This is a genomic window from Chloroflexota bacterium (genome assembly GCA_034717495.1).
Taxonomy (GTDB): domain Bacteria; phylum Chloroflexota; class Anaerolineae; order JAAEKA01; family JAAEKA01; genus JAYELL01.
Genome location: JAYELL010000051.1, coordinates 26,627 through 41,857 on the forward strand (window position 1 = coordinate 26,627; position 15,231 = coordinate 41,857).

The 15,231-nt window shown below is 59.1% G+C and carries 9 protein-coding genes; 3 read left to right on the top strand and 6 right to left on the bottom strand.

The window, feature by feature from the left end:
* Positions 1 to 26 precede the first annotated feature (26 nt).
* Together U9R25_09815 and U9R25_09820 are read left to right on the top strand one after the other, a co-directional pair.
* Positions 27 to 1,019 carry a glycerophosphodiester phosphodiesterase family protein gene (locus U9R25_09815; protein MEA3336193.1) on the top strand — a complete coding sequence of 331 codons (993 nt, stop codon included), beginning with the start codon at positions 27 to 29 and terminating at the stop codon, positions 1,017 to 1,019.
* A 74-nt stretch (positions 1,020 to 1,093) separates the two neighbouring features.
* Positions 1,094 to 5,332, top strand: a complete 4,239-nt coding sequence (locus U9R25_09820) for a ScyD/ScyE family protein (protein MEA3336194.1) — start codon at positions 1,094 to 1,096, stop codon at positions 5,330 to 5,332.
* Between the two features lie 46 nt (positions 5,333 to 5,378).
* Here U9R25_09820 and U9R25_09825 read toward each other — a convergent pair whose 3' ends face one another.
* The 4 genes from U9R25_09825 to U9R25_09840 all read right to left on the bottom strand — a co-directional run bounded on the left by U9R25_09825 (position 5,379) and on the right by U9R25_09840 (position 10,737).
* Entirely contained in the window at positions 5,379 to 6,251 is an 873-nt protein-coding gene (locus tag U9R25_09825) for an ABC transporter ATP-binding protein (protein MEA3336195.1), read from the bottom strand.
* Between the two features lie 64 nt (positions 6,252 to 6,315).
* Complete coding sequence (locus tag U9R25_09830) at positions 6,316 to 7,647, bottom strand: efflux RND transporter periplasmic adaptor subunit (protein ID MEA3336196.1); 1,332 nt, start codon at positions 7,645 to 7,647, stop codon at positions 6,316 to 6,318.
* Positions 7,648 to 7,668: 21 nt separating this feature from the next.
* On the bottom strand, positions 7,669 to 9,921 hold the full coding sequence (locus tag U9R25_09835) for an FtsX-like permease family protein (GenBank protein ID MEA3336197.1): 2,253 nt from the start codon (positions 9,919 to 9,921) through the stop codon (positions 7,669 to 7,671).
* 18 nt (positions 9,922 to 9,939) lie between these two features.
* Entirely contained in the window at positions 9,940 to 10,737 is a 798-nt protein-coding gene (locus U9R25_09840; protein MEA3336198.1) for a helix-turn-helix domain-containing protein, read from the bottom strand.
* A 193-nt stretch (positions 10,738 to 10,930) separates the two neighbouring features.
* On the opposite strand from U9R25_09840, the gene U9R25_09845 reads away from it, so the two are divergent.
* Entirely contained in the window at positions 10,931 to 12,697 is a 1,767-nt protein-coding gene (locus U9R25_09845; GenBank protein MEA3336199.1) for a wax ester/triacylglycerol synthase family O-acyltransferase, read from the top strand.
* Here U9R25_09845 and U9R25_09850 read toward each other — a convergent pair.
* Complete coding sequence (locus tag U9R25_09850; GenBank protein MEA3336200.1) at positions 12,640 to 13,818, bottom strand: hypothetical protein; 1,179 nt, start codon at positions 13,816 to 13,818, stop codon at positions 12,640 to 12,642. The genes U9R25_09845 and U9R25_09850 overlap by 58 nt on opposite strands.
* Before the next feature lie 152 nt (positions 13,819 to 13,970).
* Positions 13,971 to 15,143: a DUF3179 domain-containing protein gene (locus tag U9R25_09855; GenBank protein ID MEA3336201.1), complete on the bottom strand. Its 1,173-nt coding sequence runs from the start codon at positions 15,141 to 15,143 to the stop codon at positions 13,971 to 13,973.
* Positions 15,144 to 15,231: the final 88 nt, after the last annotated feature.

Consider the following 15,231-nt stretch of genomic DNA (forward strand, 5'->3'; position numbering starts at 1 on the left):
ACGCACCACTTCCCAGCTTTTGCCCTATGAAAATTGTATCGATATTGCTGCTCACCATGTTGTTGGCAGTTGCCTGTGAGGCCCCTATGGTGACAGATTCGACAGGCCATCAAACCCCGGTTCCCACTGGCCAGAGCATCAGCCTGCCCGATGGTTTTGACATCCAGGGTCATCGCGGCGCGCGCGGCCTCAAGCCCGAAAACACCTTGCCCGCCTTCGAGACAGCCCTGGATCTGGGTGTCACCACGCTGGAGCTTGATCTCCATTACACCGCCGATGGTGTTGTTGTGGTGTGGCACGACCCGGACCTGCCGGGCAGCAAGTGCGTTGCGGACGAGAACGGACCAGAGATCGGCTCCCGGATCAGCAACCTGCCCTTCGAGCAACTGCAGAGGTTTCAATGCGACCGAAACCCGGACAGCAGCGACTTCCCCGAGCAGAATAACGAGCCCACTGCCCTGGCTGGAGACAATTACCAGGTGGTTAGCCTCGAACAGCTCTTCGCCTTCGTGGATGACTACACTAACAACCCTGAAAAGACCGCTGATCAGCGCCAGAACGCGGCGCACGTCCAATTCAATATCGAGACAAAGCGAAAAGCGGATGATCCCGGCGCCATTGGCGACGATTTCGACGGCGTCAATCCCGGTTCGTTCGAGCGGGCCATCGTCGAGCTGATCGAAAAGCATGGCCTGCTCCAACGGGTAATCATGCAAAGTTTCGACCATCGCTCTCTATGGGCGGTGCGTCAGTTGAATCCCGATATCCGCCTGGCCGCGCTGACCAGTCGCGGCCGACCCGATCCAGCCTTGTATGCGCAGCAAGGCGCAACTATCTGGTCGCCCCGCTATCGGGATTTGACCTCCAGTCTGTTGGAAACAGCCCACGAGGCCGGACTGCTTGTCAACCCATGGACGGTCAACGATCCGGCCGAGATGCAACGGCTTATTGAATTGGGCGTTGACGGATTGATCACTGACAGGCCCGATTTGCTTCTTTCGGGGCCCAGTAATCAGTGACCGGCAAACAGCTATCGGAGAAACACAATGCCAACCACACCTACTGATCGTTGCTCACTCCATACCGGCCAGCCATGTTAAGACGACTCCTCCCCATCACCTTGTTCCTGGTCCTGGCAGCCTGCGGCGGTGGGTCCGAAACCGTGTCACCAACGCCCTTACCGCCCGATCCCTACGCCAACCCCCGGATCAACGTCGTAGCCGACGGTTTGCTGGCCCCGATTGGCCTGGCGGTATTGGCCGACGGGAGCCTGCTGGTAGCTGAGGATGGAACTGGTCAACGAGATGACAGTGCCGGGGTCAGCCTGATCAAACCCGATGGACGTGTGGGGCGTTTGATCTCTGGTCTGCCCAGCACTCATGACTCGGGAGACCTGGCCGGGTCTCCTCTGGTGGCCCTCTCTCCGGCTGGCGACAAGATCTATCTGGGCGCCTTCGATCAGCATAATCTTTGGACGCTGCTGCTGACACCGGAGCAACAAGTCGAGGGCATCGAACTGCCCGCCCAGGCCCTTACAACAGACGACCTTACCCCGGAGATGTTGCCCCTCAACCAGGTCATGGTAATGAATCCCTTTGATATGACCTTTGATTCAGAAGGCAGGCCGGTGGTCACCGATTCGACGGGCGATGGCGTGGCCAAAGAGACGCCGGACGGGAGAACCTACTTCATCCATCGCTTCGCGCCCCATCCTGCGCCAACCAGCGATAAGCCAAAGATGAAGGTGTCGCCAGTGCCCACCGGCATCGAGCGCATTGGCGACGAGTACTATGTCACATTGACCGGCGGTTGCCCATTCCCACCCGGTGGAGGCCGCCTGGTGGCCATCGACGAGGAGCGAAATGAACGCGTCGTGGCAGACAGCCTCAACATGCCCATCGACGTAGCTCAGGGACCAGATGGAACGATCTGGCTGCTGGAGTTCGCGCTGTTTGCGCCCGATGCCGGCTGCTTCAGTGGCACGGGCTACCGGGAACGCACCGGCACCCTCAGCCGTTTGTTGCCCGATGGCACGCTGGAACCGGTGCTTAGCAATCTAAACACGCCCGGCTCGGTGCTACCGCTCGATGATGGCAGCCTGCTTTTGACAGAAGTGTTCCCAGGGCGGGTGCTAAGGGTTACCTTTGGCGACGACGTTGAAGCAGAGAAAGAGGAAACGAAAGAGCGAAACACCGAGAGAACCTACGGACAACGTAACGAGATCAATCCCGACGATTATGATCAACTGCAAAGAGAGGTAATCGAGGCGCACGATCTCAAGCCGCAACCGGGAGCCGATCAACGAGAGGGCGACACCCGCCTGGCCGCTCTGGGCCAGGCGCTTTTTTTTGATCCGATTCTATCCGGCGACCACAACACCTCCTGTGCAACCTGTCACCATCCGACTCTGGCCGGCGCCGATGGTCTCGCCCTTCCCATCGGTACGGGCGGATTTGGGTTGGGCCCGCAGCGCCTGTTCCTCGACCAGGTAGTGTTAGGGCCAGAGGCCAGCCAACCACGCCGTCTGGCCGGGTTAACCGATCCGATCACAGGAGAAACGTCGGTTGCCAACCCCTTCGCCGGACAGTTTGTGCCCCGCAATTCGCCCACGATCATCAACAGCGCTCTGTTTCCAACCCAGTTCTGGGACAGTCGGGTGGAGGCGGGGGCGGACGGAGAGTCGGTACGCACTCCGGAGGATGAGATCAACCGCTTGGATTTGACCGATCCGCTGGCGGTTCAAGCGTTGTTTCCTTTAACCAGTCTACACGAGATGGCCGGCGGCACGTTGGGTGACCAGGCGCCCCAGGCCATTCGAAGGCAGCTTCTGGACCGGTTGCGCGGCATTCCGGCCTATGAAAGTTGGTTCGCGGAGGTCTTCGCAACAGACAACGCCGGCGGCACCATTTCACTGAGCCGCCTGGCCGAGGCCATCGCCGCCTTCGAGCGCCGGTTTATCTTCACCGACGCGCCCTTCGATGGCTATCTGGCCGGCGACACCACGGCACTTAGCGAGCAGCAGAAACGAGGCGCACTGCTGTTTTTCGGGCAGATCATTCCAGAGGTCAACTGTAGCCTGTGCCACAGTGGCAACCTCTTTTCCGATTTTCGGCATCGCAACCTGCTGGTTCCCCAACTGGGACCGGGCAAGGGTCACGATTACAGCGGCCGCGAGGATTGGGGGCGCGCCGGCATCAGCTTCGACGCCAGGGACAGGTACACCTTTCGCACGCCCAGCCTACGTAACGTCGAACTGACCGCTCCCTACTTCCACGACGGCGCCTATGCCACGCTGGTCGATGTGATCGGCCATCATGCCGATATCTGGGGCAGCGCTGAAAGCTACGATCCGGTTGCCAACGATATTCCACCCGCACTTTTCAGCAGTTTGCGACCCTTTCAGCCCGATAAACAGGGGGTGAACGCTGCACCGGTATTGCGCAACGGGCTGCCGTTAACAGAGGAGGACAAGGAAGATCTGGCGGTGTTCCTGCAGAGCCTCACCGATCCAGACGCGCGTGACCTGAGCGAGTTCCTTCCTGAAGGTGTACCCAGCGGCCTGCCGCTTGATCAGATATCCTCCTCCCAAACGCTGGCCGATTCCACTCATCGCGATAGCGATGGGCAGATGGCAGCCCGGGGAGATCAGGCAATCAGCGATGCGGAACCCCAATCGACCGGCGGCTCCCCGCCCACCATCTCTCCCCTGCCAGGTCTGAGCGATGTTGCGGCGGAGGTTGGTCTGGATTTCCAGCATGGCGCATTTCGCAAAACCATTTTCCAGGATCCCGTCGCTGCTATGAGCGGCGGGCTTTGCTGGATCGACTATGACAACGACGGTTGGCTGGACCTCTATCTTGTCAACAGCTATGCCGAGGATGAAAAGAAATACTGGCAGGACCTCGGCGGTCTGCCCCACAATGCGCTGTATCGCAACAGCAGTGGCACTTTCTCCGATGTCAGTGCCGAGTCGGGTACGGATCTGGTCATGCGGGGCAATGGTTGTGTTGCGGCCGATTTCGATGGTGATGGTTGGTGGGACCTTTACGTGACCGCCGACGGCCCCAATGCCCTGCTATGGAACAATGGCGACGGAACCTTTGCCGAAGGTGCCGCGGCCGCTGGCGTCGATGCACCGGAATGGAATAGCGCTGCGGTGGTCGGCGACGTGAACCGTGATAGCCTGCCGGACCTTTTTGTAGCGGCCTTCATTGACCTGGACCACCAGATCCCCAAGCCCATCGGCGCCTTCCCGCAGGACTACTACGGCCTGCCGGACCGGCTCTATCTGAATCAGGGCGCGGGGTCTCAAACCGGGGCTTCCGAAAAGACTGTCGGGGTTCAGTTTCGCGAGGTTGCTCTGCAGGCTGGTCTGGAACGGCAGGAACGGGGATTGGGTGCCCTGTTGAGCGACCTGGATCGCGACGGCGAACTGGATCTTTTCATCGCCAACGACGGGCATCCAAACCGGCTGTATACCAACGAACCCTGGCCTGGCGGCGTGGAGGCCGACCCGCTGGGGTTAGGATTTCGCTTTCGCGACCTGACAGAAACGGCGAACGTGGGCGATTCCGGCAGTGGCATGGGGGTGGCTGCCGGTGATTACGACGGCGATGGCTGGACCGATCTGTTCACCACCAATTGGGAGCGGGAGCTAAACGCACTCTATCGCAATGAGACGGGTGAGCAGGGCAGTCTCACCTTCCAATACAGCACTTTTCGCATCGGCTTGCAGGGTCTGGGCAACAACATGACTGGCTGGGGCACCCACTGGCTGGATCTCGACCAGGACACCGATCTGGATCTACTGGTCGTCAACGGCAGGGTGCCGGTCACCAGTCTGAAAAGTGATCCTCAGTTGGTTCGTCTTTATGCTAACAGGATCGCCGATGGCGCCCGTTCCAGACCAGGTCCACCCCGTCTGTTTGTCGATGCCACACAGCAAGCGGGACTGGAGGAGGTCGGTCCATTGCTGGCGCGGGGCAGCGCCGTTGCCGATTTTGACAACGATGGGGACCTGGACGTCGCCATCAACGTCATCGGCGGCGAGGTTGCTCTTCTGAGGAATGAGGGACCCGCCAACAACTGGCTTCAGGTGGCACTCGATGGCTTCTGGCCCGGCGCTGTGGTCGTGGCCGAATTGCCCGACGGGCGCAGGCTGGTGCGCGAGTTGCATGTGGGCTCCAGTTACCTGGCTTCCGAGGATCCCCGCCTGCACTTTGGTGTCGGCACCGCCGATCGGATACCGAGACTGGAAGTCAGGCTGCCAGATGGCCGCTACCTGGAATTCAGCGATGTTCCGGCGAATCAGGTGCTGGCGGTCTCGCCGTAACCACCTTGCGCTACACCGATAGGAAATAACCTCAGGGAATCGCTGTTCAGTTCACGGGCTTGGCCGACGTGCCCATCGACTGGCGCAGCAACGCCCGCAGGGCCTGCCCCTCCTCGGTCAGGTGCCCATCACGGGCCAAACCCAGTGCAGCCAGGCCTTCCATGTCGCCGTTGAGCAGATGTTTGCCCAGTTGCGACCTGGCCAGCGATCGAAGATCTTCGGTGACCTCGTCACGCACCCGGTGATCGTCCACGATACGGCCGTCCCGCATGGTGAGTATGCGCCGGGTTTCCCGTGCCACATGGCGATCATGGGTGACCACGATGATGGTGGTACCCTGGTTGCTGTTCAGCTGCGAAAGCAAACCCATCACCTCCTGCCCCGCCTGGGTATCCAGGCTGCCGGTTGGCTCATCTGCCAACAACAGCGAGGGCTCGTTGGCCAATGCACGCGCTACTGCCACCCGCTGGCGCTGTCCGCCGCTTAACTGCCCCGGAAGATGGTCCATACGATCGGGAAGGCCCACGATTTCCAGCAGGTGCCGGGCCCGTTCCCGGTGCTCCCTGGATGAGCCAGGCTGGCCCCGCATGGGCACCTCGACGTTCTCCTGAGCACTAAGCGTGGGCAACAGGTTGTGCAGCTGAAAGATAAAACCCACGGTGCGGGCACGAAAGCTGTCCAGGTCCTTGACCTCCGTCAGTTCCTGGCCATCCACGAATACCTGCCCGCGGGTAGGACGATCCAGCGCGCCAAGCATGTTCAGCAAGGTGGACTTGCCACTGCCGCTGGGTCCCATTACGGCCAGATACTCTCCCCGCTTGATCTCGATAGCAACATCGTCCAGAGCCACGACCTCGGCGCCGTTACCGTAGATTTTGCTCAGGTTTTGGGTCTTGACTAACAGATCGTTTTCGGCCATACAACCATCCTGAAGTTATGTCATGATGTCAATATGTCAATATCCGGATCGTGACATGATGACATTATTTCGTTTCAATATTGACGAAGGCGGTCATGCCCCAACGCAAGGTCGGGTCCAGCTCATTCAGCTCGATGATAGCGGTATAATTGACGCTTCCTTGCTCCTGTGTGGACATTGGGGCGATTCGCGTGACGACTCCCGTGAACACCTGGTTGGGCAAGGCATCGAAGGTAACCTCGACTTCCTGGCCAATCTCAACACGAGACACATCGGTCTCGCGCAGGTCGGTGGTTTCAATCCGCAGGCTATCAAGCTGCCCAATGGCCAGCACCTCCTGGGCAGGCGACACCACCTCGCCAGGGCGACTCCAGACCGCTGCCACCGTGCCATCGAATGGCGCTTGCAGTTGTGTCTTGGAGAGAGCAGCCTGGGCCGCTTCAAACGCTGCTCCTGCCTGGGCCACGGCAGCCTGCGCCACGGCCACATCCTCGTCACGCGCGCCAGCCTTTAGCAGATCGAGCTGCGCCTGGGCTTGCAGTATCGCTGCCTCTGCGCTGGCAATCTGAGCCTGTACATTGCCCACCTCGGTCTCAGCCACACCCACCTGCGATTGCGCTGCGCCAACTTGATTGAGCGCTATCGTCAATTCCTCCGGTGTGGCTCCCCGGACGGCCGCGCTGTACTCGGCCTGGGCAGCCTTGAATGCTGCGGTTGCCTGCTGCAATGTCACCGACTGAGGCATCATGCCGATGTTGGGATTACCGCTGACCTGATCATAGGCGGCCTGGGCTTGATCCCGCACCGATTGGGCCTGGTCCAGCCGTTCCTTCGCCGCGGCAACCACCTCAGAGCGAGTGCCAGCTCGGACCTGGTCATAGCTTGCCTGGGCGACGCTCACCTCCGATTTCACCGCATCCACCCGGGATTTGGCCGTCGCCAATGCGGCGTTGGCCGATTCCAACTGGGCACGGGCTGCCTGCACAGCGGCCTCTGCCGAGGCGATCTGCTCCGGTCGGGAAGGAGCCTGGACCCTGGCCAGCTCAGATTGCGAGGCATTCAGGGCTGCCTGAGCCTGCGTGACAGCCGCCTCCAATTCGGTGGCATCCACTGTAGCAAGGAGCTGTCCCTCTGCGGCCTGGTCTCCTTGCCCGACAGCCAGGTCCATCAGACGACCACCCTGTTCAAAACCCAGATAGGCCCATGTTGTCGGCAGCAACTTTCCTGAGGCCCAGATCACGTCATCCACATCCTGTTGCAGGAGGGATGGCGACTCTTCAACGATATCCCCAGGCGTGTCAGCGTTGGCCTGGATACCGGCATAGTAGCTATATCCGGCATAGGCAACGGCGCCCACAGCAACAACTGCCAGTATGATCAGTAAAATGCGTTTCATCGGAAATCACCTCTTCCTTTTCTACTCGTAGCGCAGTGCTTCCACCGGACTCAGGCGGCTGGCTCGCCAGGCGGGGTAGACACCGCCCAACACGCCCAGGAAAACAGCAATCAACATAGTCTCGACGAAAAGACCGAGACTATATTCGCCCTGTAGTTGGGCTCCCAGTGGCGTCAAGCCGGCCGATTTGGTCAGAAGCATGCCAAGACCAATGCCCACCACGCCTGCCAGAGCGGAGAGCAAAATCGCCTCCTGTACAACCATGCCGATTATGCGCCGCTTTCGCCACCCGAGCGCCCGCAGCGTACCAATCTCCCGGGTGCGCTCGTAGACGGTCATCATCATTGTGTTGAGGATAACCACACCGCCGATGAGCAGCGCAAAGAGAACAACCACATCGGTCATGGCTTCCATGCTCTGCATATCATTGGTGTTCTGGGCAAACTCACTGCTGAGCGACACCGACACATCGTCGAAGCGATGCTGAATCGCCTCCTGCACGTAGTCAACCTGGGAAGCATCGTGGACATCCACCAAAACATAGCTAACTTGCCGGGGCCGGTTGAAGATCAACTGAACTTCCCTCATGCCCATGATGACCCCAGCTTCTTCCCACAGAACGCCCGTCTCGAAGATTCCGGTGATGCGGTAGACATTGTTACTGACCTGGATGGTGTCACCCACCTCTTTTTTCAATGTGTCCGCCGCGCCGCGGCCCATAATGACCTCGTTAGGCCGCCGAATCGGCGCGCCCTCAACAATGTCGTAGTGGCGCATGCCGGGACTATTGGGATCAAGTCCCGTCACAACGAAAAAAGGTAGCCCCGGCAATGTCGTGACACTGAGCATCATCCCCGATACCGACTCCACTTCGGGCATGTTGGAAATGGCCCGAACAACACGCTCATCGATTGCCGAAAGAGACATATCGGGAACATCCTTCTGCATGAGCATCAGATCACCGGTGGCACTGCCGCCGGCAAGGTTGTTGAGCTGGCTGATCATGCCTGCACTGAGGCCATTCAGAGCCACCAGGGCTGCAACGCCAACGCCGATGCCCAACACGGTTAACACCGTGCGCGTCTTGCGACGACCCAGATCGCGCAGGACCGGGGGCATTCGCAGCCGGGCTTTCTTCTCTTCCCCATCCTCCTTCGGTTTGCGTCCGGCGGAAGCCCCTCCTTCATAGCGTAACGCCTCGATTGGCGTCAACTTACTTGCCCACCATGCGGGATAAATGCCTCCCACCGTGCCCAGCAGCAATGCTGTTGCCATACCCTGAAAAGCCAGCTTCGGCGTAAGAAGGTGACCACCAAAGAAGGAGCCGTATCCGGGCGCGCTGCCAGCGGCCGCCACCATGGCCATTCCCATCAAAATGCCTAACACCCCGCCGAAAAAGCTGAGCAACAAGGCCTCTCCCAGGATCATGCCCATCACCCGGCCCCGACCCCATCCCAGTGCTCTCAACACACCGACCTCGCGGGTTCGCTCGAAGACGGACATCACCATGGTATTCATCATGCCGAGACCGCCGATGATGACGGCGATGGCTGCGATTCCCCAGGCCATGCCTTCCACCATACCGGTCCATTCCTCAGCCGTCTCGTTGCCCGATCCCTTCGAGAAGGAGAGATCGGAAAAACGGGTGCGAAGACGCTCCAGCGCGACATCGATATTCTCTGCGCGGCGCAGTTTGATCTGATAGGCATTGACCTTGCGAGGCTTGCTGGCGATATCCTGAGCATCTTCCAGGGTAACGACCGCACCCCCTTCTTCCAGGCCCTGGCCGGTTTCATAGATACCAACCACCTGATAGGGCGTCCCGTAGATGCGAAGTGTGTCGCCTACCCCCTTATTTAAGTCTTCGGCTGCCTGCTTCCCAAGGGCCATCTGGCGCGACGCGCTGACCGGTTTTCCCTCGATGATCCGGTAGTGCCGTACGGCAAGGGAGTTGGGCTCATAGCCAAAGACCATCAAAAAGGGAGTGGTCTCGCTCTGCACCCAGATAACCACGGCGGGGTCGACAACCTCCACATCGGGTACTGCCCGCAATTGTTCGTCAAGATTTTCGTCCAGGGCACTGAAACTGACGTCGATGGCATCCTTTTGCGATACCGTGATGTCTGCGTTTGGGTTTGATAACACCGACCCATAGCTTTCGATCAAGTTGCCGGCGATGGCACCCATGGCCACAACGGCAGCAACGCCAATAGCGATGCCAATCACAGTCAGGAATGTTCTGGTTTTTCGCTGCCAAAGGTTTTTCAATAACACTGCGAAACTCGATTCTTGCTAAGGTGTTTCCAGTACGGGTGCAAACACCAGGCGATCCTGCTCATCCAGCAAATCCAGGGCCTGGTGACCCAGCAGCTCAAACATCCTCGGAATGACTATGTCTGTCCGCATGTGCTGCTCAACCACAAAAGAGAGCAGGGGATTGGCCGTCCAGGCAGCCTTGGCATCAGCTGAGTCCAGTTGCTGGCTCACCAATGCCTGCGTGCTGTCTACTGTCAGCAGCAACCCCTGGGTACCCAGCTGCCCTGCATCATCCAGCACCAGCGGGGTCACCATTACCCGGGCGCCAGGGAGAGCGATATCGCTGGTGGTGTTGACAAGGACCTCCAGCCCGCGGTCGATTGCCTGTTCGAGGCTTGGTTGGAGAGAGGGCACCGTTTCCGGCAGCAACCCTACATGCACCTGTATCTCGGCGTGATCGATCATTTCCCGGGCTTTGGCCAGAATGTTTTTGCTTCCTTCGATATTCCAGACATATTCCATGGTCTGAGGACTACTGAGCGAGGTCAATTCCTGGTAGGCATTGTCCAGCCGCATTTCGAATTCATGACGCAATCGATCCAGAAGCTCCTCGGCGGGCGCCGGTGAATAGAGGGTAGTCCGCTCAGCAGGACTGCTCAGGGCAGCGCCCCGCGCCACAAGTTTATTGAGCACCTCATAGATCATGGAACGAGGCACACCCGATTCCTTGCTGACCAGATAGCCGGTAGCAGGGTTGCTTCGCAGGAGCGCGACATAGGCTTTCGCCTCATACTCGGAGAAGCCGAGATTTTGCAGTCGATCGATGGCACTCAAGGGCAACCTCCGAAGAGTTCTTTCGTAGTAGTCGTTATAATCACGACTACTATATCATATCGGATACTGAATGTCAAGGCCCAATGTTCAAAATCACTAAATCGACGGCTGCGCAGTGGCAGTAACCGCAGAAATATGGTAGACTTCGAGTAATCTCTTTTGCCAATCCCATTTTTTACACTGAGGTGATGCCATGCGTTTTAACCGCCGACGAACGAAGCCCCTATCGAATGTCGATGTGGCATGGTACCAGATGGAAGACCCCACCAATTTGATGATGATTACCGGCGTCATAATGTTTGACGAACCGATGGATTTTGAGCGTTTGAAAAGCACGCTGGACTATCGCCTTGTCCAACGATTTCGCCGGTTTCGACGGCGCATCGTCGAAACACCCTATCGCATCGGCAGGCCTTACTGGATGGATGACCCCACCTTTGATCTTGACGCTCACATCCATGAGGTGGCGCTACCGGAACCGGGAGACCAGGATGCGCTGCAGGACATGGTGAGCGACCTGATGAGCGCGCCCCTGGATTTCAGCAAACCGCCCTGGCAGTTTCATCTGATCCATGGCTTCGGGGAGGGCTCTGCACTGCTTGCCCGGTTGCACCACAGCATTGGTGATGGCATCGCGCTGATCAAGGTCATGCTTTCCCTCACCGATACCGAAGCGGACGCCCCATTGCCAACACCGGAACAGAAAAAGCCAAAGGGTTGGGATCCCCTTGCACCCATCACCCGTCCGGCCAGGTCGGCCATCAAATTCACCGGTCGAGCCGTCAAGACCACAGTCAAAGTAACCCGATCAGTTGTCCGGGATCCAGAGAATCTGGTTAATCTGGCCAGGGTTGGTACCGACGCTGCGCTGACCACCGGCCGTCTGCTTCTGATGTCGCCCGATCCCGATACGATCTACAAGGGAAGCCTGGGAGTCTCGAAGCGAGCTACCTGGTCGGAACCGATTCCGCTGAGCGAAATCAAGCTGATCGGCCGGGGCGTTGGCGGCACAGTCAACGACGTATTGATGTCGGCCGCCACCGGCGCCATGCGTCGCTACATGATCGGCCGCGACGAGGATGTGGACGACCTGAACTTCAGGTCAGTGATCCCAGTCAATTTACGCCGGGAATCGGAGGAGTTGTCCCTGGGAAACAAGTTTGGGCTCGTCTTCCTCTCCCTGCCAATCGGCGTTGAAGACCCGGTCGACCGCCTACGGGAACTCAAACGACGGATGGATGACTTAAAGGGCACTACCGAGCCCCTGGTCGCGTTCGGCATACTTAACATGATGGGCATGATGCCTGACCGGCTGGAGGATGTTGTGGCTGGCATGTTCGGCACCAAGGCAACCCTGGTGATGACCAATGTTCCCGGCCCAAGGGAACAGCTCTACCTGGCAGGCGCGCCCATCGAGCAGATGGTCTTCTGGGTTCCGCAATCGGGGCGACTGGGACTTGGTATCAGCATTCTGAGCTACAATGGGCAGGTTACCGTTGGTGTGGCTTCAGACACAGGCCTGGTACCGGATCCGGAGGTCATCCTCCACGGTTTCAGGGAAGAGCTGCATGCGCTCAAGGACGAAATGCGGGCCCGCCTCATGGAGACTGCCACCGAGTTCGATATCCCCGTAGCCGGTGAGCCGGTGAGAAGAGACTCCGGTCAGTCCGACCCGGATGACACCGAAACACCCGTGGCCGAACCAACTCAGGCAGACCTGACCCTGGCCAAACCGTCGGCGCGCCCTGAACACAGCGACCACTTGACCCGCATTGCCGGTATCGGTCAAACCTTTGCCACCAGGCTCTATGAGGCCGGCATCAACACCTTCGAGGAATTGGCAGCCTGTACAGAGAAGCAGTTGGCCGCGGTGATCGAAGCGCCCGACTGGCGACGGCCCGACTATCGTAGTTGGATCGAAGAGGCCCGGGCATTGGCCGGTAGCACCACGCACCCCTGATCTTTTGACCACCGCTCCCCTTTTCGGGATTGGACCAGGGGATGCACCTGGGCCGGGTTGCTCCATTCCCCGGTCATCATCTGCTTGAGCTCTTCGAGTTCCAGCAAAAAAACTTCCTCTTCTGCCAGAAGGCGGCCATCGGCGATGCCTTCGCGCGCTGCTGCCAGCGCCCAGGTGCGGGAGGCATCCATCACAGTCACCAGCGCCTCCCTGCTGGCGGACAATTGCTCCACCAGGACCTGCAAGGCCTGAAACAGCGGTTCGAACTGGCGTCGCCGCAAGCGTCCCAAACGGTCCTTAGCCTCGTTTGCGGCCGAGGCTCGAGTCTGTCGGGCGGCCGATGGATCAAGGAGATCGCCAGGATCCCTTGCTGCCGCCTTGATGACCTCACTTCCCAGTTGATCCCCAAATTGTCGCCAGCGCGGACTGGCACTTTCCAGCGGCAATGGGGCCCAATGCCCGAACGATCTCAGAAAGCGGGCACCCATCTCATCTGTCAGCGCGTTTTCCGCCGCCGCCTGCTGGAGTTGCTGTAGCGCGTATCGATAGTGCATCTCGCCCAGACCGGAATCCAATCCCTGATCGAATCCCGCCAATAAGGGCTGCGCTTCCTGGGGCAGCCACTTGCCCAGCATATCGGCCGACTGGTCACGGACAATCACCAATTTGTCACTCACCCTAAACCAGGTCTCCAGGGCCAGCTGAGCCCGAGGCTCGATCTCCTCCATGACCTGGAGAATCGTCGCCTGCTGCCATGCCATGCTGCGCACGTTCTGTGCCCAGCGGTGGATGGACTCGAACGCGGCCTCCGATGAGGCCACACCAGGGTCAACGGTCGGCCCGCGGCCCAACAGCCGCTGGCCCAGGGAGGCTGTGGTTTGGCTCACCGCCGGAGCGTCACGCTGGATATCAGACAGCGCGTCCTCGTTGACCTGCACACTCCCCTCCTGCCGCTGCCAGAGCGGAGGCCCTGACAATTCAAAGCCCCCTTGGGCGCGATGAGATTCCAGCGCCCGTTGCACTGATGGGCCCAGAATCGACCAGCTGAAAAGGGACACTGGCCCTTCGGGAATGGCCGCGGTCCAAAAAACGGACCGCAACTCGACAGAATTGGATGCCATCAAATCTCCATGAATCGCGTCACCGGCGGGTCGCCTGGCCCACCGGTGCTGTGGCTTTTTCCATTGTACCCCACATTGCGACGCGGGATGAAATCAGTTGCGCCATGGCCCTCTGCCGGGGTCAGTCAAAGGATTACATCACCACTCCCAGCTTACGACTCCGAACCATTCTCTGCCACGGCGTAGATAAGGGTGTCAGGATGCCAGTCCTTCCAGCCAAACCAGAAGGAGTTTGTCGAAGGCAGCCGCTCGAGCGACATCCCCGCCAATGAACCTTCGAAGGCCGATCCTGCCCAAGCATTCCAGCGACTGCCCGTCTCCCGGTCAACCAGGATGAAGTTTTCACCATCAGTCTGGTCCAACTCAAATGTCAGTGTTTTGCCATCCACACTGCTGGAAAAGGCTGAGGCCGTGCCCGTTTCTGCACGATATACCACAACGAGGGAAACCCCTGCCACCTGGTCATTGACGACCGGCCTATCACTCAGCTTTCTTAAGGGATAGAATACTGGCGTGTCATTGATCATCATGGCCAGCCCCCGTTCCTTACGTCCCAAACGAGTATCCTGCAACGTTTCTCCCAGTACGCCAGCACGGCTGTCACTGTAATAGCCGGTGTAGGCATCAAAGGACCCGGAAAATCCCTTGTCCAACGCCAACGTATCGGGGTGCATTGACTTCCATTGGCCCCATGTTGTCTGCAGCGCTGGCAGCGGTTCCAGTTTGGTGCCCGCCAGTTCCCCCTGCACCCCTTCGCCCAGGATCTGGCTCCACAGAGTGTCCGTTTCCCGGTCGTACATGACCAGCACATTCATGATCAATTTGCCGCTGACACCGAAGTTGAGCGGGGCTGGCTGGCCTGCCACATCCCGGGCATACACGATGCCCGTGAAGCAGAGAGGTCACCAGGTGACGGCGATTGGCCGCCCGCCCACCATATCGTTGACGATCTCGTGTCCGCTGAGGAATGGAATAGAGTAAGCTCGTGCATCGCCGTCCAGTTCCACACCGATGACCAGCTCGCCAGACAGATACTGTTCATCAGCCTCATCACCGGAGACGAATTCCGGCTCGAACACCGCTGGAATGGCATCTCTTGGTAAAAGTGTGATGATTTCGTAATCTGGCCGGGTGCTCTCCGACTCTGGTATCTGCTTATCAGAGACAGCCGGTGGATCAACGGCTGCCCCGGACTCGCCCGATTCCTTGACGCGCGGTTCGGTGATAGCCCTGTTGTCGCTGGTGGCCGAGCCGCTGCTACAGGCCGCCAGGAGAAAAAGGGCTATCAATATCACGACAATACCCAGGTACCGCTTTGAATGCATAGCTCACCTCGTTTTATTTGACTCGCACCACCATTGTAGAACAGCATCCTCCTTCCTGCATGTAAACCGCCCTACGTTTGACCGGATC